Here is a 16,838-nt window from a genome sequence, read left to right on the forward strand (position 1 = left end):
GAGGGAAATTCGGCTGCGCTTGCGGACGGCGGAAGCCGTAATATACGCTCGAGGATGTCAGCAGCGCGGCGCGCGCGGATTTCCGACAAAGGTGAACGGCAGTTTTTCGCGACGCCCCGGCCGCGGGCGGCGCGCTGTGGATAGGAATGGAACGGATGCGTAGCGCCCTTGGCGGCCCCCGCCTTTTGCTGCGCCGGCTGCGCGAGATCAGCGCGGAGCCGGTGAGCGCGCAGACGCGTCTCGATAAAATCGTTGTGCAGATTGCCGCGAATATGGTCGCCGAGGTCTGCTCCGTCTATGTGCTGCGGGCGGACCAGCGGCTGGAGCTCTACGCCACCGAAGGCTTGAACCGCGAGGCGGTCCACCAGACGACCATGCATGCTGGCGAGGGCCTCGTCGGCCTCATTGCCCGCAGCGCCGAGCCGCTCGCCCTCTCGGAGGCGCAAGACCACCCCGCCTTCGCCTATAAGCCGGAGACGGGCGAAGAAGCCTATCACTCCTTCCTCGGCGTGCCGATCCTGCGCGGCGGCTCGACGCTCGGCGTCCTCGTCGTCCAGAACAAAGTCCGCCGGGTCTATTCCGAGGAGGAGGTCGAGGCGCTCCAGACGACGGCGATGCTGCTCGCGGAGCTCATCGCATCGGGCGAGCTGCAGGCGATCCAGGACCCGCGCGACCTCGCGCTCTACCGGCCGGCCTCGCTGCGCGGCGCGCCCATGTGCGAGGGCGTCGGGCTCGGCCATGTGCTGCTGCACGAGCCGCGCGTCGTCGTGAAGCAGCTCGTCGCCGAAGATCTGTCGCGCGAATTGAGCCGGCTGGAGCAGGCGGTCGACGCTATGCGCGCCTCGATCGACGAGCTCGTCGCCCATGGCGACCGCATGGGCGCCGGCGAGCACCGCGACGTGCTGGAGACCGTCCGCATGGTCGCCTATGACCAGGGCTGGGTGCGCCGCCTGCGCGAGGCTGTGAAATCCGGCCTGACGGCGGAAGCGGCGGTGGAGCGCGTGCAGAACGACGCGCGCGCCCGCATGCAGCGCCAGACCGACCCCTATCTGCGCGACCGGCTGCACGATCTCGACGACATCGCCAACCGCCTGCTGCACCAGTTGACCGGCCAGGGCTATGTGGCCGACCGGGAGAGCGTGCCCGAAAACGCCATCATCGTCGCCCGCACCATGGGGCCGGCGGCGCTGCTCGACTATGACGGGGCGCGGCTGCGCGGCCTCGTGCTGGAGGAAGGCGGGCCGACGAGCCATGTCGCCATCGTGGCGCGCGCGCTCGGCGTCGCGACCGTCGGCCTCGTGCGGGGGGTCATCGACCTCGTCGAGACGGGCGATCCGATCATCATCGACGGCTCGACCGGCGAGGTGCATGTGCGTCCGCAGCCCGACGTGCAGAACGCCTACGCCGAAAAGGCGCGGCTGCGCGCCCGGCGTCAGGAGCAATACGCCAAGCTGCGCGACGTGCCGGCGATCAGCAAGGACGGCGTCGAGATCGCGCTGCATATGAACGCCGGCCTCGCCATCGACGTGCCGCATGTGCACGACACGGGCGCACAATCGATCGGGCTGTTCCGCACGGAGCTGCAATTCATGCTCGCCTCGCGCTTTCCGCGCATGGACGAGCAGTATCGCTTCTACAAAGGCGTGCTCGACGCCGTGCCGAACCGTCCGGTGACGTTCCGCACGCTCGACATCGGCTCCGACAAGATCCTTCCCTATATGGCGACGATCGAAGAGGAGAATCCGGCGCTCGGCTGGCGCGCCATCCGCATCGGCCTCGACCGGCCGGGCCTTTTGCGCATGCAGATTCGCGCCATGCTGAAGGCCGGCGCGGGGCGTGAATTGCGCATCATGTTCCCGATGATCGCGAATGTCTCGGAATTCGAGGCGGCGAAAGCCATTGCGCTGCGCGAGCTGGCGCATTTGCGCCGCCACCGCTATCCGGAGCCCCTCACGCTCAAGCTCGGCGCCATGGTGGAAGTGCCGTCGCTCCTCTGGGAGCTCGATCTCATCGCCGCGCGCGCGGATTTTCTCTCGGTCGGCTCCAACGACCTCGTGCAGTATATGTACGCCGCCGACCGCGACAATACGCGCGTCTCCAAGCGTTACGACAATCTCTCGACGCCGGTGCTGCGTGCGCTGGAACGCGTCGCCGACGCCGGACGGCGCGCCAGAACGCCGGTGACGCTGTGCGGCGAGATGGGCGGACGCCCGCTCGAGGCGCTAGCATTAATCGCCATCGGCTATCGCTCGCTGTCCATGGCGCCGGCGGCTATCGGCCCGGTAAAATCGATGATCCTCAACCTCGATATCGACGAAGCGCAGGTCTTTCTCGCGACCCTGCTCGCTTCGGACGACGGCGCGCCTTCCGTGCGCGAGAAGCTGCGCGAATATGCCGTCGCGCGCGGCGTGCCTCTGTAGCGGCGCGCGCCCGGCCTCTTCCCGACGATTTCCCTCTCGCTCTGAAATTCTCGATGTTCGCACAAGACAAGCTCGACCTCATTCTGCGCCGCTATGAGGAAATCGGCGAAAAGCTCTCCAGCGGCGCCGACGGACAGGCCTTTGTCGCGCTCTCGCGCGAGCGCGCGACGCTCGACGAGGTGGTCGAGGCGATCCGCGCCTATCGCGCCGCCGAGCGCGAGGCGAATGATCTTGTGGCCATGCTCGCGGACGCGTCGCTCGATCCGGAGATGCGCGCGCTCGCCGAGGCGGAAGTGGACGAGGCGCGCGAGCGGCTCGCGGACGCCGAGAAAACCCTGCAATTCGCCTTGCTGCCGAAGGACGAGGCCGACGAAAAGGGCGTCATTCTCGAAGTGCGCGCCGGCACGGGCGGCGACGAGGCGGCGCTTTTCGCCGGCGATCTCTTCCGCGCCTATCAGAAATACGCTGCGCTGAAAGGCTGGCGCGTCGAGCTGATTTCCGAGAGCCCCGGCGCGCTCGGCGGCTTCAAGGAAATCGTCGCCGAGATTACGGGCCGCGGCGTCTATGGAAGGCTGAAATTCGAATCGGGCGTGCATCGCGTGCAGCGCGTGCCGGAGACGGAAACGCAGGGCCGCATTCACACCTCGGCCGCGACGGTCGCCGTGCTGCCGCAGGCGGAGGAAGTCGATCTCGACATCGACGAGAAGGATTTGCAGATCGACACGATGCGCGCGCAAGGCGCCGGCGGCCAGCATGTCAACAAGACGGAATCCGCCATTCGCATCACGCATATCCCATCCGGCATCGTCGTGATGATGCAGGAGGAGCGTTCGCAACACCGCAACAGGGCGAAGGCGATGAACGTCCTGCGCTCGCGCCTCTACGACGCCGAGCGGCAGCGGCTCGATAAGGAACGCTCGGACGACCGCAAGGCGCAAGTCGGCTCAGGCGATCGCTCGGAACGCATCCGCACCTATAATTTTCCGCAAGGCCGCGTCACCGACCATCGCATCAATCTGACACTCTACAAGCTGGATCGGGTGATGGAGGGCGAGTTCGACGAGATCTTCGACGCGCTGACGACGGACCATCAGCAAAAGCTGCTGGCGCAAAGCGAGGCGTGATGTCATGGACCGCGAGCCTTCAGGCTCGCTCAGACCGCTGACAAAGGGCTGGCGCCCTTTCCGTTTGAACCGCTCGCTCAGCGCCCGTCATTGCGAGTGAAGCGAAGCAATCCAGGGCAGCGATGCGGCCCTGGATTGCTTCGTCGCTTTCGCTCCTCGCAATGACGGCGGTGATTCGCAGGCTTCTCAGCATCAGGGGCTTCTGCCACTTAAACCAAACACTTAGGCCTCATCCTGAGGAGCGAGCGAAGCTCGCGTCTCGAAGGACGAGGCCGCCTCAGAGGTTTATTGACAAACTGTGCCTCGGGGCTCGCTCAACAATGCGAGCCTGAAGGCTCGCGGTCCGGTTGTCATGTGCGAGGACGCACGGCGCCCAGGCGTGACGCCGCCTAATCTCTCTTCATCGCAACGAGATTGCGAAAACAAAGAGGAGAGCGTCATGTTCAAGTCGAAAAAATCCCTCGTCGCCGCGATCGCCGCCACCGTCGTCGCCGGCTCCATCGCCAGCGCCACGCCGGCTTCGGCCTATTACTGGCATCATCACCACGGCTATGGCTGGGGCCCCTATGCGGCGGGTGCGGCCGGCGCGGTTGCTCTTGGCCTCGTCGCCGGCGCGATTGCGGAGAGCGATAGCTGCTATTACGAGAGCCGCCCGGTTTATCGTCACGGCTATTTCGTCGGCTACCGTCAGGTCCCGGTGTGCTGAGTATGACGAGAACGAAAAGGGGCCGGCCCGGCGCCGGCCCAGTTTATTGCGATCACCAACCGTCGAAAATCGTGCCCATCTCGGTGAAGCGCGTCGGATCGTTCCTGCGAAAATCCTGTTGCTCGAGAAAATAATTGTCGTTGGCATGCGCGTTCGGCTGCAGATTGCCGGTGGCCGGATCGCCTGCTCCGTCGTTGAGCCAGTCCAGATTCGACGTCAGCTCCTTGGGCAGCGGAATCGGAAAGTCGTCGCTCTCGGCGGCGGGCGGCGGCGCGGGCGCCCGCTTATGTGATTTCGCCAGCGCGTCCCCCGACAAGAACATGCTGGCCAAAGCAAAACAAAGTGACAGGGCGAAAGCGCGACGCATAGGCGAACTCCAAAAAAGATCTGCGGAGCGTCACCCTAGCGCGCGTCCCGCTCGCACGGAATTATGCGAGCGGCAGGAATTCACGCCATCCTTTACGGAATGACAACTAGTGCCGGAAGTGGCGCACGCCGGTGAAGATCATGGCGATGCCCTTCTCGTCGGCGGCGGCGATGACATCTTTGTCGTTGACCGAGCCGCCCGGCTGAATGGCCGCCGTCGCGCCCGCCGCCACCGCCGCGAGCAACCCGTCCGCGAAGGGAAAGAAAGCGTCCGACGCGACGACCGCGCCTTTCGCCAGGCTCTGGGCGAGCCCGGCCGCCTGCGCCGCCTCGCCCGCCTTATGCGCGGCGATGCGCGAGCTGTCGACGCGCGACATCTGCCCCGCGCCAATGCCGACCGTGGCGAGATCGCGCGCATAGACGATGGCGTTGGACTTCACGTGCTTTACCACGCGATAGGCGAATTTCAGATTGGCAAGCTCCGCCTCGCTCGGCGCGCGCTTGGTGACGATCTTCAAATCCATGGCGTCGACGACGGCGTTGTCGCGCGACTGCGCGAGGAAGCCGCCGGCGACGCTGCGGAAGGCGAGGCCCCGCGCGCGGGGATCGGGCAATCCGCCCGTCAGCAGCAGCCGCAAATTCTTCTTCGCCGCAACGATCTCGATCGCCTCCTGCTCGGCGTCGGGAGCGATGATCACTTCGGTGAAGATTTTAACAATCTCGCGCGCCGCCTGCGCATCGAGCTTGCGGTTCAGGGCGACGATGCCGCCATAGGCCGAGGTCGGGTCGCAGCGTAGCGCCTTCACATAGGCCTCTTCGAGCGACGCGCCCTCCGCGACGCCGCAGGGATTGGCGTGCTTCACGATGACGACGGCGGCCGTGCGCGCGGGATCGAATTCTGCAACGCATTCGAAGGCGGCGTCGGTATCGTTGATATTATTGTAGGAGAGCTTCTTGCCCTGCGCCTGTTTCGCGGTGGCGACGCCGGGCCGCGCCTCGCCCGTGACATAAAAGCCCGCCGATTGATGCGGGTTCTCGCCATAGCGCATGGGCTCGGAGAGCTTGCCGCCGAAGGCGCGAACCGGCGGCGACGCCTCGCCGAGTTCTTGCGCCAGCCAGTTGGAGATCGCCGCGTCATAGGCGGCCGTGCGGGCGAAGGCTTTTTGCGCCAGACGCCGGCGCGTGGCGCGTGTCGTCGCGCCTTGCGTCGCCGTCAACTCTTCCACCATGGCGGCATAGTCGGCGGGGTCTACCACCACGGCGACATCGTCATGGTTCTTCGAGGCCGCGCGGATCATCGCCGGCCCGCCGATGTCGATATTCTCCACGCATTCCTCGAAAGGCGCGCCTTTGGCGAGCGTCGCTTCGAAGGGATAGAGATTGACGACCAGCAGGTCGATCGGGCGGATGTCATGCGCAAGCATCGCCGCCTCATGCTCGGGATTCTCGCGGATCGCGAGCAGCCCGCCATGGACCTTCGGATGCAGCGTCTTGAGGCGCCCGTCCATCATCTCGGGAAAATGGGTGAGGTCGGAAATATCCTTCACCGCAAGGCCGGCGTCGGCCAGCGCCTTGCGCGTGCCGCCGGTGGAGACAAGCTCCACCCCATGGCCCGCGAGGGCGCGCGCGAATTCGACAAGGCCCGTCTTGTCCGAGACGGAGAGAAGGGCGCGCGCGACTTTACGCTGATCGACCGGCATGGGATGGATGTCCTTCCTGAAGGCAATTTACGCCGCGCTTATCACACATCCTCAGGTGGTGAAACCTTGGACCGCGCCCCTCGGACCGCGAGCCTTCAGGCTCGCTTGAATTTGCGCGCCTGAAGGCGCGCGGTCCAGATTCAGGCTCGCTGGAAGGACCAACTCACCTCCGCGCCGGGCGCGGCCTTTCCGCGCAGAACGATCTGGGCGCATTTGCGCACGCCGCCGGGCGAGGCGAAAAATATGCTTTCCTCGATCGCCGGAAAGGCGCCGTCGGATTCGAAAATGAGCGTCTCGCCGCTGGCGAGCTGCAATTCGATCGCCTCCGAAAGCTCCACCGCGCGCACGCGCGGGTGGAGGTGAAAACGGATGGCGAATTCCTGCTCGCCCGGCCCGGCGGCGCCGGCCTCGACGCCGAGCAGCCGATCCCTGCCCGCCAGCGTCGCTCCGTCGGCCGAGAGGATCAGTTCGCGCTCGTGAATGAAGCTGAATGATTTGGCGTAACCGTCATGGGTCAGCGAAAGCGCCGTCGCCGCCTGCGCGTCGGTGCGCTCGACCGTGACATTGCGCGGCCCGTCGAACAGCCGGCCAGCGCGCCAGCGCCCGGAATCCTTGCTGGCGATGCGGGCGGAGGAGCGGTCGTCGACGACGAGGGTGGAATGGGCGGCGGTGGCGCGCGCCAAATCGCGCAAATCCTCATGAGGCGCCGACGACGCGCCGCAATTCACCACGACTCTTTCCGTGCCTAAAGAATATTCGAAGGACAGGCAGCCCGCATGGGCGGCGAGCGAAAACTCGGGCGGCGGGGCGGCGCCGGCGTCGACCAGAACGACCGCATCCGCCGCTTCCAGCCGCTGATAGCCCGCATAGGGCGCCTTCAGCGGCGCCGCGCCGCGCGTGTCCTCATTCGCGAGCACGCTCGCAACGCGGTCGAGCTCCGTCGCCCCCATGCCGTTGAACAGCGCCAGCGAACCGTCGCCATGCTGCAGCATGCGCAAGGTCGGCATCATGCGGTCTATGGCGCGCAGCATGGCTGGCGGCGTCTGCAACCCGCGCGCCGCCAGCACCTGCCGCAACGGCAGAAGATCGAGCAGCAGATCGACCGCGACCTGCGGATTGCGGCTGATATGCCCGCCGTCGCCCAATATCTGGCGGTCGAGCTCGGCGGAGAGCGCATGCGACACCTGCGGCGCGATCTTGCGGCCGGTGTCGGCGCAGACGGCAAACTCGGCGAGCGCAATGGCGCTGAGCGCACGGTCGGCGCCCTGAGCCTGGCCGGTCGCGAGCGCGCGCCACAGCAGCCGCGCGCTTTGCGCGAGCGAGAGCATGAAGGCGTCGTAGAATTCCGCGTCCGCCCCCTCGAGCAGCACGGGCGACTGCGCCAGGAAGGAGAGAAGACGGCGCGCCGCCACAGCGGGCTCCAGCGCCGGATCATCGGGGGAGAGCTTTTTGATCGCCAGGAATTCGCCGACGAGCGCGCGCGCTTTCTCCTGCGCCAGCGTCTTGTCGGCGGCGCGCAAATGCCTCAACCAGGAGAAACCCGCCAGCGCGCGGCGCCAGGCGGGCGACGGCGGCATCAGTGCGAAGGGCGATTCGCCGTAACTTTGCAGCGTCTTGCCGGCGAAGGAAAAATAGCCCGTGTAGATTTCATCGGCGACCGTCGGATCGGCCGTGCGAATGTCGGGCGGCGCGATGCGCAGCCGCTCGGGCGGCGCGATCGCCATCGACTTGACGATATGAAAGGGGGTCGCAGCGGTGCGCGCGACAGCGTTCGCCGCCGCCAAAACGCCAGCCATCCGCATCCGATCCCAAGAGCCGCCGTCCAGGTCGCATCCTCCAATTCGCCGGCGCGCCTGACATGGCGCGTAAGCTGACCGGCAAACTGCCCGCTCCACGGCTAAGAGAGAAGCGCGCGCAACGGTTTATACACTATTTTCCGAGACTCGGCCGGATGCATTTGCGCTTTCTCGCGCCAAGCCCGCGCCTCGTCATCGCGAGGAGCGTAAGCGACGAAGCAATCCAGGGCAGCTATCGCGGCTCTGGATTGCTTCGCTTCGCTCGCAATGACGGGCTCTGAGTAAAGCCAGTGTTTTTGTGGCTCTGGACTCCCGGTCGGGCTCGCAGCCCGCCGGGAATGACAATCCCCAACGCGGGCTATTCGCGCCAAAGCCATCAATTGTTGGCAGCCGCCGCTTTTCGCGCGCGCCCGGAAATGGCAATGTCCGGCGCGCTCAAGCCTTGTAGGAGAAACTGAATGCCGCTTTACACGCTCGACGGCGTCGCGCCGCGCCTGCCCGCCGAGGGACGTTATTTCGTTGCGCCCGGCGCGCATCTCATCGGCCGCGTCGAGCTGCAGGAAGACGCCAATGTCTGGTTCAATTGCGTGCTGCGCGGCGACAATGAGTGGATCACCATCGGCGCCCGCACCAATATCCAGGACAACAGCATTCTCCACACCGATATGGGCTTTCCGCTGACGATCGGCGCCGACTGCACCATTGGGCACAATGTGATCCTGCATGGCTGCACGATCGGCGACGCCAGCCTCATCGGCATGGGCGCGACGATCCTCAATGGCGCCAAGATCGGGAAAAATTGCCTTGTCGGCGCCAATGCGCTGGTGACGGAGGGCAAGGAATTCCCGGATAATTCGCTGATCGTCGGCGCGCCCGCCAAGGTTATTCGCGTTCTCGACGGCGACTCGCGCGAAAAGCTCCTCGAGTCCGCCAAGCACTATGTCGAGAACGGCCAGCGCTTTGCGAAAGGGCTCGTCGAAATCGTCCCTTGAGCTTTACTTCGCCACATACATCGGCGCGCTCGTCGGCGCGCCGACCGCGACCCAGACGTTCTGATTTTCCTGCGACTGGCGCTTGACGAAGCGATAGGGCGTCTTCGCCCAGGGCGCGACCTCATCGGCGAGATTATCGAGCACGAAATCGCCGCGGCTGGTGCGCACCAAGAGCACCGAATGGCCGTCGCCATGCTCGTCCTTCACCACCGAAAGCAGCAACGCGCCGCGCGGAAATCCGGCGCGGATCAGCAGACGGCGCTTCATTAGCGCATAATCTTCGCAGTCGCCCTTGCCATCCTCGGGATAATCCCAGGCGTCGGGAACGCCGGCGTGCTGGGGATCGGAAACCGGCTCGATCTGGTTATTCACCAGCGCATTGACGCTTTCGATCTTGCGAAAGGCGGCCGCCGTCAGCTCGATGTTCTGCGCCGGTCGGGCCGCGTCGTCGCATTCGCCGCTATAGCGCTGGCAGAAGTCGAACCATCCGAAGGGGACGCTCGTCTCCGGACCGAGCGGCGAAAAGCTCGACATCGGCAGACGGGCGCCGGCTTGCGCGGAGAGCGAGACGCTCCACGCCACAAAGGCGAGAGCAAAACCCTGCAGGATGCGACGAGCGGCACACATCTTAACGCAACCCTAAACGCCAATTGATCGTTAAGGAATTTTTAACAGTTACGGCGGCTTTGCCAAGATCGGCGTTAAGAAGACCTTAACTTATGGTTTACGCGCGCAAAGAGCGCGCGCCGCCGCCAAATGGCGCAAGGGGGATTCGAATGCTATCCATAGAGGCGCCCGAAAGGAGCCTTGCCATGCCCAAGCAATTTCAAAGCAGGCTATGCGCCTTGGCCATTCCCGCCTTGGCCTGCCTATGGGCAAGCGACGCTGCGCGCGCCCAGCAGGCGATCAACCCAACCGTTCTGGCGCCCTCGTCGGGAAACGCCCTGCCTCACGGGACCATGGAGACGGCCCCGTCCAATACGCGGGCGGACGGCCAGCCGACCATCGTGCGTCCGCACCCCGACGCGAAGTGGCAGACGGCGATTCCCGCCCACCGCCGCCATCGGCACGTCAAACCGTTCCGCGGCGAGTGACGCCTCACGGGCCGTTTGACACATAGGCCGGCGCGGCTGTCGGCGCGCCGATCGCGACCCAGATATTCGGGTCCTGCTGCGATTGACGCTTGACGAAACGATAGGGCGCCTTGGTCCAGGGCCGCACCTGATCGGTGAGATTGTCGAGAATATATTCGCCGTGATTCGTGCGGACGGTCAGCACCGAATGGCCGTCGCCGTTCTTCTCTTTGACGACGGTCAGAAGCAGCGCTCCCCTCGGAAAGCCTTCCTCGATCAGCATGCGGCGCTTCAACAGCGCATAATCTTCGCAATCGCCCTTGCCGTCGGTCGGATAGTCCCAGGCGTCGATGACGCCCCAATGCTCGCTATCCGCGATGGGAGCGACGTGCTTGTTCACCCAGAGATTGATGCGGGTGATTTTGTTGAAGTTGGACGCGTTGAGGTCGATGTCCTGAGGGATTTGGTAATCGGCCTGGCATTCGCCGCGATAGCGCTGACAGAAATCGACCCAGCCGTAGGGGATGCTGGTCTCCGGGCCAAGCGTCGCGAAGCTCGACACATCCGGCCCGGCAAAGCTCGTCGCCGCGACAGGCATAAGCGCCGCCCCAGCCATTCCGAGCGCCAAAACCGATTTGCCGATGAACCCGAACATTTCCCATCTCCTGTAACGAGACGAGAATAGGTTCCTTCTTTTGCTGTCCTTGAAAGTAAATCGCCCGCATTTTAGGCGAACACGTTTAGAATTGTCCGCGCGGATGGTAAGTATAATTTTCTGAAAAAGGAACCGATAAAATTTGGCAGAATGTCATATATCGCTGATTCTAAATGCAAATATTAAACACCCGCGGCGTCGCGGCCCGGCCGCGCCGCGACTTTCTCAACTTGTTGTTCGTCTCGGTAAATACGCCGGGCGCTATCAGGTTAACAGGCGGGCGGGTGGACAAGCCTTGTGGCTGACGCCGTTTCGGTTTGAACAGCTCGCACCGGGCGCGTGTCATACGAGATCCGCTTGATTGGTTCGGTGTCATTCCCGACGCTCGCGCAGCGAGCGATCGGGAATGACAAGCCCCAATCCGAGCTATTCAAACGGAAACGCTATCATTCCCGGCGGGCTGAAAGGTCCGCACCAGAGCGCTGGTTTCGCCCAGAGCCCGTCATTGCGAGCGAAGCGAAGCAATCCAGGGCGGCGATGCGGCCCTGGATTGCTTCGTCGGCTCCGCCTCCTCGCAATGACGGCGGTGATACCCTGTGTGTCCAGACGGCGCGAGGCGCCGGCGGCCACCCTCGCGTCTCCAGCGCGCCCGGCAGGAGCGCGACGAAATCAAAGAGATGCGCGCCTGATTATTGAAACGGGTTATGGACGATGAAGGAGTAATTGACCGCCAGGCCCGCGTTGAACTGGTTGCGCGAGCCGATCAAATTGGGGATGGGGCTGGAGCCGACGCTACCCAGCAACCGCTGGCCGCCGCCATAGATCGAGACGCTCACCTTGTCGTTCAGCGTATAGCGGGCCGTCGCCATGCCGCCGGCTGCGGTGAAGCCGCCGGTCGCCGTATAGGGGGTGAGGCGCCCGTTCAGCAGCGCCTCGAAGGGCGTCACCGAGAAATAGGCGTTCGCATAGGAATTATCGCCGAAATTGAGCCGGGGCCCCACGGAGAAGCGGAAGGGGCCGACCGACTCATAGGCGTCCGCATAAAGCGCCGCCACAAAGCCCTTGTGCCCGTCGATTCCCTGCCGCATCTCCGCGCGCACGCGGAGATGATCGAAGGGATGAAGCTCGACGAAACCGCCCACCTCATGGGTCAAAGCGACGCGATGCAAACCGAATAGCCCGTCGCGCTGGCCGCGCTGGAAGACGAAGTTCGCGACCGGACCGGCGCGCACATAATCCAGATCGAGGACGGGGAAGCCGAAGCCCTCGTCCGGCGTGGAGAAGGTCTCGGCCTCGCCGACCCGGCGCACGGCGACCGCCGGGAAGGGATAGGGGCGAACCTGACCAGAGCCCGGAAAGCTCGGCGATATCGCGCCGATGACGCTCACCGTGACGATCCAGCCGTTGGCGTCGGTCTTGGGCGGGGGAATCAGCTCGGCCGCGCCTGCGCCGCCGGCGCAGGACAAAGCGGCGACGGCGGCTGCGCCCCAAATTTTGACGACTCCGAATCGCAACGAAAACAGCCCTCACAACACGGTTCTTGATAGTTCTTTAACAACTCCCGGCCCCGCTTGTCACTCTCTGCCACGCTAAAGCGTCAGCATCTTGGCGAGCGTAGCCGTTGCGCAACACTTCGACTGGCGGACGGTCCTCGCGAACGTCGTTCTCAGGGCTGGCGGTAAAGCCAGGCGTTGCGGGCGAGCATGCCGCGCCCGCCCAGCGCCCGAATCGCAAGATCGCGCCCCAGCGCCGCCGGACCGGCGAGGTGGAAATAATCGCCCTGCCGGCGCGAGGCTCGAACAATTTGCGAGGCCCGGGGGATTCTTATCTGTTGATAAGCCGCAAAGGCCGTCTCGGCGGTCGCGCCGAGCTGCAGAAAGGCGCGACCCAGCGCCTCGGCGTCTTCGATCGCCTGAGCCGCGCCCTGCGCCAGGAAGGGCAGCATGGGATGGGCGGCGTCGCCCAGCAGCGTCACGGCGCCCTGGCTCCAGCTTTCGAGCGGCGGGCGGCCGAAAAGCGGCCAATGCCGCCAAGACGCGCCCGCCTCGATCAGCGCCCGCAGCTCCGCGGCGGGACGCAGACGCTCGAGCGCGCGGGCGAGCTGCGCCCCGTCCAGAGAGAGGATCGAGGCGCCCTCGCTCTGGCGCGGCGGCTCGGCGACGATCACGACGACATTGATGATGCTTCCGTCGCGCAGCGGGTAATGCACGACATGGCCGCCGGGCAGCATCCACAGATTGCTCTCGCGGGCGCGAAAGACGGCGGGCGCCAGCTCGGCCGGCACGAGCGCGCGCCAGGCCGTGAGGCCGGAATAGACGGGCGCGTCTTTTTCTGTCGGGAGAAGGCGCCCGCGCACGGCCGAGCGCAGCCCATCGGCGCCGACGAGCCCGACGCCCTCGATTTCCTCGACGCCGTCGCCGGCGTGGACGCGCAAAGAGACGCTGCCCGCGCGCGCCTCGAAACTGCCGACCCGCGCGCCCGCGCGGACCTCGATCGCCTCATGGGCGAGCGCCGCTTGCAGCAAAACCTGCTGAAGATCGGCGCGGTGATAGACCCGGAACGGCGCGCCCCAGCGGGCGCGGGAATCCGTAAGATCGAGCTTCGCGAGAACGGCGCCGTCGCGTCCCCGGCGGATATTGATGGCTTGCGGCTCCAGCGCGACGGCGGCCAGCGGCTCTTCGAGGCCGAGGCCCGCCAGAATCCGTCCGGCGTTGGGGGCGATCTGGAAACCGGCCCCGACCTCCTCGATCTTGGGCGCGCGCTCCAATACCAGCGCGCGCTTTCCCGCGCGGGCCAGGGACAGCGCCGCCGTGAGGCCGCCGACGCCCGCGCCGGCGATGACGATGGGGGCGCTCATGGGCGTCGCCCTTGCGGATGGAAATCAGCGGGCCGGAAAAAAGCCATCAGGCGCAAGGCCTGATTTCCTGGATCGCATCCAGCCGAGCGCCCAACTCTTTTCGGGCGCGCCATAAATCCACGGCGACCTGCATGTTGATCCAGAATTCGGGGCCGTTGCCGCAGAGCTTGCCAAGTTTCAGGGCCATTTCAGGAGAGATGCTGGAGTCTCCAGAGAGAATGCGGTGCAACTGCTGCCGACCGACATCGAGCATCCTGGCGAATTCGGTCACTGTGACGCCGAGGGAGGGCAAAACATCCTCCCGCAGGATGACGCCGGGATGCGTGGGCTCGCGATCCGCCCGCTTGGCTGCAAAGACCTCGGTCATTTCTGTCTCACCAAAGCTTTCTGTCGGGGAGAGAAGCCCTCCCCTCCCTCAGTGATATTGCTCGAAGTCGACGCGCGTCGCATCCTGTCCCTCGAACTCGAACGTAATACACCATGGGCCATTCACATGGACCGAATACCGTGTCGGATCGAATCCGTTCAAAGGGTGGAAATCAAAGCCGGGCACACGCATGTCGCTCGGACTTTTCGCGGCGTCGAGCGCGTCCAACCTTCGAACAATCCTCCCATGCAACTCGCTTGATATTTTCGATGATCTCCCCGTTTCAAAAATTTCAGACAAACCTTTGCTGATGAACGACTTTATCATACGAGATCCGCTCGATTGGCTCGTTGTCATTCACGACGCTCGCGCCGCGAGCGATAGGGAATCCGAGCCAAACCTGCGCTTTTGTGGCTCTGGATTCCTCGTCGGGCTTTCAGCCCGCCGGGAATGACAAGGCCCAATGCGAGCTGATCAAAATTGAATCGCTTGAAATGAAACAGTCGCGTGTCGTGCGACACGCGACATATGAGCCGCCCCGCCTCTCATGTCAAGGCGCTTCGAATTCTCGGGCAGGTACAGCTTGGACCGCTCGAGACCTTAAGCCGGCTCTTCCGCGTGATAGACGCATTCCGCCGGCTCGGCGCCGCCGTGAAGCGAGGCGTCGTAGACGTAGAGCGTCGAACAATAGGGGCAGACCGCCTGCGTATCGGCGCCCATGTCGATATAGACATGCGGATGGTCGAATGGCGGCAGCGCGCCGATGCACATGAATTCCTTCGCCCCTACGCGAATCTGGGCGACGCCGGGCGTATTGTGGAAATGGGGCGTGGAATGTTCGGCCATGGTCCGCTCTTTCAGGTGACGCCGCGCCGGCGGCTCGACAACGCTGCCGCCCCCTATATTGCAGCCCAGCGGAATTGGATAGGGGGCGCGGGGACTCCCCCGCGCCTGAGCTGACTCAGCCCTTGTTAGACTTCAGCAGCAGGTTTTCGCGGCTCCTCACCTGCGACAGCAGGCGGTAACGGGAGACGCGCCGTCTCGGCCGGCTTCGCGCGGCCAGGCTCGGGCCGATGTCGATCGAGGTTCCCCCGAGCAGGCGCATATAGGTACCCGTATGATGCTGCATGGAGGCCTGCGTGAACCAATCCGCCGGATAGAGCTCGAAGCATGTGCCCGGCAGCGGGGCGTTATTGGCCTGCTGCTGCGAATAGCTCGCCCCTTCGAGCAGCAGCGCGTCCTGCCACAGGACGAGGGCGACATAGGCGGCGTCCGGGATCGGGATGCTGCACGGATCATAGATGGTCGAGACGGCGTCCAAATTGCCCCAGGCGAGCGGCGCGACGTCCAGCGTGTTGTAATAGCGGGGGCAATAACCGAAGGTCGATGTATAATAATCGGCGAAGGCGCTGTTGCCGGCCGTAAGCGCCGCGAAGGTCGCCGGAACGATCGGGTTGTTGACCCCGACAGCGGCGAGCGAGGCTTGCAGCCAAGGGGCCAGCACAGTGGTGACGCATCCGCCGAGACTATGGCCCGTGCACACCAGAACCGGGTTTTCATTCTGCGGCGACTGGAGGAACTCCGCCAGGAAGGCGGCAAGCGACGCCCCATTGGAGGTGAAGCCCTGGATCGTCTCCAGCGCGTAAAGCGTTCCATCGGCTACAAGCGCCGGGCTATCGGCGGGCAACCAGGGCGGCGTGCTCTGGAAGATGACGTAAAAATCCTCGAAGGCCTGCTGCAGCACGCCCCAAAAATCATTGACGTCGACATCCGTGCCGCGGGTGACGACCGCGGCGAAAACCGGCGGGAGGTTTGGCCCGTCATAATAGGCGGCGACGAACACGAGATTCGCCAAATCGTCGCTTTCCGCCGGTCCCCAAACGCATTCCCAGCGTCCATCCGCGCTCAATGGTGGCATCTTGTTGTTAACGAGGTAGGGGATGGACGAGGGGAGCGCGTAGGAGATCTGGCAAAGCTGGAGATAGGCTACGCCAAAAAAGTCAGTGGCTCCCGGGGGTTGCAGCATTGCTTGTTTCAATTGGGCAGACATAAGCATTTCTCCGAATAGACTAGAAAGATATTAAAAGCGTCGACATTTCGCCGACTTATGATCTATGGCGTCAACGCCTCGACAAGGCAAGGTCTCACATTCACTGCAATAGAACAGGGAAACAAAGGCACACAAAAAAACCGCCGCAGAACGCTCTGCGGCGCAACAAGGGGGGATGCCGGCGAGGACGCTATCTTGAGCGAAACTATTCTGCCGAATCCCTACCAGGTTGTTCAGAGAGGCCCAAGGCCGCCAGCCGCGCGCGTTCCTCGGCCGTCAATTCGGCAGAGCCTGCGGGCGCCGCCCGGCGCCGGCGCGCGGCGCTCCAGACGGCGGCGGCGCCTGCGAGCAGCGCGAGGAAAGGGGCGGTCCAGAGGAGGATCGTGTCCAGCTTCATCGGCGGCCGCAGCAGAACGAAGTCGCCATAGCGGGAGTGGACATACTCCTTCACTTCAGCGTCGCTCAGACCGTCTTTGAGCTTCTCGCGCACGAGCACGCGCAGATCCTTGGCGAGGGAGGCGTCGGAATCGTCGACCGACTGATTCTGGCAGACGAGACAGCGCAGCTCGCTGGTGATGGCGCGGGCGCGGGCCTCCATGGCCGGGTCGGGGAGCTTTTCACCGGGGGTGACGGCGTGGGCGGGGGAGATGAAGAGCACGGCTATTATTGCCACGGCCCCCACCCCAGCCCTCCCCCGCTTCGCGGGAGAGGGAGTTAGCCGCGGGCCTTCAT

At 64.6% G+C, this 16,838-nt stretch carries 17 protein-coding genes; 5 read left to right on the forward strand and 12 right to left on the reverse strand.

Features of this window, described 5'->3' with window-relative positions; genetic code table 11:
- Positions 1–155 precede the first annotated feature (155 nt).
- The 3 genes from ptsP (at position 156) to QMG84_RS17425 (ending at position 4,250) form a co-directional block, all read left to right on the forward strand.
- Positions 156–2,420: a phosphoenolpyruvate--protein phosphotransferase gene (gene ptsP / locus QMG84_RS17415; RefSeq protein ID WP_281929454.1), complete on the forward strand. Its 2,265-nt coding sequence runs from the start codon at positions 156–158 to the stop codon at positions 2,418–2,420.
- A 53-nt stretch (positions 2,421–2,473) separates the two neighbouring features.
- Positions 2,474–3,544 (forward strand): peptide chain release factor 1, encoded by a 1,071-nt coding sequence (prfA, locus tag QMG84_RS17420; RefSeq protein ID WP_281929456.1) that lies wholly within the window; start codon positions 2,474–2,476, stop codon positions 3,542–3,544.
- A 439-nt stretch (positions 3,545–3,983) separates the two neighbouring features.
- On the forward strand, positions 3,984–4,250 hold the full coding sequence (locus QMG84_RS17425; protein WP_202071170.1) for a hypothetical protein: 267 nt from the start codon (positions 3,984–3,986) through the stop codon (positions 4,248–4,250).
- Between the two features lie 52 nt (positions 4,251–4,302).
- Here QMG84_RS17425 and QMG84_RS17430 read toward each other — a convergent pair whose 3' ends face one another.
- The 3 genes from QMG84_RS17430 to QMG84_RS17440 all read right to left on the reverse strand — a co-directional run bounded on the left by QMG84_RS17430 (position 4,303) and on the right by QMG84_RS17440 (position 8,112).
- Positions 4,303–4,617, reverse strand: coding sequence for a cellulose-binding protein (locus QMG84_RS17430; protein WP_202071169.1), 315 nt, complete (start codon positions 4,615–4,617; stop codon positions 4,303–4,305).
- Between the two features lie 106 nt (positions 4,618–4,723).
- Positions 4,724–6,316 (reverse strand): bifunctional phosphoribosylaminoimidazolecarboxamide formyltransferase/IMP cyclohydrolase, encoded by a 1,593-nt coding sequence (purH, locus tag QMG84_RS17435; protein ID WP_281929458.1) that lies wholly within the window; start codon positions 6,314–6,316, stop codon positions 4,724–4,726.
- Between the two features lie 140 nt (positions 6,317–6,456).
- Complete coding sequence (locus tag QMG84_RS17440) at positions 6,457–8,112, reverse strand: heparinase II/III family protein (protein ID WP_281929460.1); 1,656 nt, start codon at positions 8,110–8,112, stop codon at positions 6,457–6,459.
- A 458-nt stretch (positions 8,113–8,570) separates the two neighbouring features.
- Between QMG84_RS17440 and QMG84_RS17445 the strand changes: the two genes are divergently transcribed.
- A complete protein-coding gene (locus tag QMG84_RS17445; protein ID WP_281929461.1) occupies positions 8,571–9,104 on the forward strand; it encodes a gamma carbonic anhydrase family protein in 534 nt (177 codons plus the stop codon).
- Positions 9,105–9,107: 3 nt separating this feature from the next.
- Here QMG84_RS17445 and QMG84_RS17450 read toward each other — a convergent pair whose 3' ends face one another.
- Positions 9,108–9,731, reverse strand: coding sequence for a transglutaminase-like cysteine peptidase (locus QMG84_RS17450; protein WP_281929462.1), 624 nt, complete (start codon positions 9,729–9,731; stop codon positions 9,108–9,110).
- Between the two features lie 185 nt (positions 9,732–9,916).
- Here QMG84_RS17450 and QMG84_RS17455 point away from each other — a divergent pair, with 185 nt between their 5' ends.
- The gene (locus QMG84_RS17455; RefSeq protein WP_281929464.1) at positions 9,917–10,198 is read left to right on the forward strand and encodes a hypothetical protein; all 282 of its coding nucleotides are present in this window, start codon (positions 9,917–9,919) and stop codon (positions 10,196–10,198) included.
- Between the two features lie 4 nt (positions 10,199–10,202).
- Here QMG84_RS17455 and QMG84_RS17460 read toward each other — a convergent pair whose 3' ends face one another.
- From QMG84_RS17460 to QMG84_RS17495, 8 genes are all read right to left on the reverse strand, one after another.
- Complete coding sequence (locus tag QMG84_RS17460; RefSeq protein WP_202071163.1) at positions 10,203–10,832, reverse strand: transglutaminase-like cysteine peptidase; 630 nt, start codon at positions 10,830–10,832, stop codon at positions 10,203–10,205.
- Between the two features lie 689 nt (positions 10,833–11,521).
- Positions 11,522–12,346, reverse strand: coding sequence for a MipA/OmpV family protein (locus QMG84_RS17465; RefSeq protein ID WP_281929466.1), 825 nt, complete (start codon positions 12,344–12,346; stop codon positions 11,522–11,524).
- A gap of 152 nt (positions 12,347–12,498) precedes the next feature.
- Complete coding sequence (locus QMG84_RS17470; RefSeq protein WP_281929468.1) at positions 12,499–13,689, reverse strand: FAD-dependent monooxygenase; 1,191 nt, start codon at positions 13,687–13,689, stop codon at positions 12,499–12,501.
- Positions 13,690–13,735: 46 nt separating this feature from the next.
- Positions 13,736–14,056 carry a HigA family addiction module antitoxin gene (locus QMG84_RS17475; RefSeq protein ID WP_281929470.1) on the reverse strand — a complete coding sequence of 107 codons (321 nt, stop codon included), beginning with the start codon at positions 14,054–14,056 and terminating at the stop codon, positions 13,736–13,738.
- 48 nt (positions 14,057–14,104) lie between these two features.
- Positions 14,105–14,383 carry a type II toxin-antitoxin system RelE/ParE family toxin gene (locus tag QMG84_RS17480; protein WP_281932059.1) on the reverse strand — a complete coding sequence of 93 codons (279 nt, stop codon included), beginning with the start codon at positions 14,381–14,383 and terminating at the stop codon, positions 14,105–14,107.
- 273 nt (positions 14,384–14,656) lie between these two features.
- Positions 14,657–14,902 carry a zinc-finger domain-containing protein gene (locus tag QMG84_RS17485; RefSeq protein ID WP_281929471.1) on the reverse strand — a complete coding sequence of 82 codons (246 nt, stop codon included), beginning with the start codon at positions 14,900–14,902 and terminating at the stop codon, positions 14,657–14,659.
- 115 nt (positions 14,903–15,017) lie between these two features.
- Positions 15,018–15,911 (reverse strand): lipase family protein, encoded by an 894-nt coding sequence (locus QMG84_RS17490; protein WP_281929473.1) that lies wholly within the window; start codon positions 15,909–15,911, stop codon positions 15,018–15,020.
- 400 nt (positions 15,912–16,311) lie between these two features.
- Positions 16,312–16,779 (reverse strand): cytochrome c-type biogenesis protein, encoded by a 468-nt coding sequence (locus QMG84_RS17495; RefSeq protein ID WP_281929474.1) that lies wholly within the window; start codon positions 16,777–16,779, stop codon positions 16,312–16,314.
- Positions 16,780–16,838 lie beyond the last annotated feature (59 nt).

Source organism: Methylocystis iwaonis, assembly GCF_027925385.1.
Taxonomy (GTDB): domain Bacteria; phylum Pseudomonadota; class Alphaproteobacteria; order Rhizobiales; family Beijerinckiaceae; genus Methylocystis; species Methylocystis iwaonis.

What these genes read in the sequence shown, in the direction of transcription:
- ptsP (WP_281929454.1), top strand. Translation starts at nt 156, where the DNA reads ATGCGTAGCGCCCTTGGCGGCCCCCGCCTTTTGCTGCGCCGGCTGCGC.
- prfA (WP_281929456.1), top strand. Translation starts at nt 2,474, where the DNA reads ATGTTCGCACAAGACAAGCTCGACCTCATTCTGCGCCGCTATGAGGAA.
- QMG84_RS17425 (WP_202071170.1), top strand. Translation starts at nt 3,984, where the DNA reads ATGTTCAAGTCGAAAAAATCCCTCGTCGCCGCGATCGCCGCCACCGTC.
- QMG84_RS17430 (WP_202071169.1), bottom strand. Translation starts at nt 4,617, where the DNA reads ATGCGTCGCGCTTTCGCCCTGTCACTTTGTTTTGCTTTGGCCAGCATG.
- purH (WP_281929458.1), bottom strand. Translation starts at nt 6,316, where the DNA reads ATGCCGGTCGATCAGCGTAAAGTCGCGCGCGCCCTTCTCTCCGTCTCG.
- QMG84_RS17440 (WP_281929460.1), bottom strand. Translation starts at nt 8,112, where the DNA reads ATGGCTGGCGTTTTGGCGGCGGCGAACGCTGTCGCGCGCACCGCTGCG.
- QMG84_RS17445 (WP_281929461.1), top strand. Translation starts at nt 8,571, where the DNA reads ATGCCGCTTTACACGCTCGACGGCGTCGCGCCGCGCCTGCCCGCCGAG.
- QMG84_RS17450 (WP_281929462.1), bottom strand. Translation starts at nt 9,731, where the DNA reads ATGTGTGCCGCTCGTCGCATCCTGCAGGGTTTTGCTCTCGCCTTTGTG.
- QMG84_RS17455 (WP_281929464.1), top strand. Translation starts at nt 9,917, where the DNA reads ATGCCCAAGCAATTTCAAAGCAGGCTATGCGCCTTGGCCATTCCCGCC.
- QMG84_RS17460 (WP_202071163.1), bottom strand. Translation starts at nt 10,832, where the DNA reads ATGTTCGGGTTCATCGGCAAATCGGTTTTGGCGCTCGGAATGGCTGGG.
- QMG84_RS17470 (WP_281929468.1), bottom strand. Translation starts at nt 13,689, where the DNA reads ATGAGCGCCCCCATCGTCATCGCCGGCGCGGGCGTCGGCGGCCTCACG.
- QMG84_RS17475 (WP_281929470.1), bottom strand. Translation starts at nt 14,056, where the DNA reads ATGACCGAGGTCTTTGCAGCCAAGCGGGCGGATCGCGAGCCCACGCAT.
- QMG84_RS17480 (WP_281932059.1), bottom strand. Translation starts at nt 14,383, where the DNA reads ATGATAAAGTCGTTCATCAGCAAAGGTTTGTCTGAAATTTTTGAAACG.
- QMG84_RS17485 (WP_281929471.1), bottom strand. Translation starts at nt 14,902, where the DNA reads ATGGCCGAACATTCCACGCCCCATTTCCACAATACGCCCGGCGTCGCC.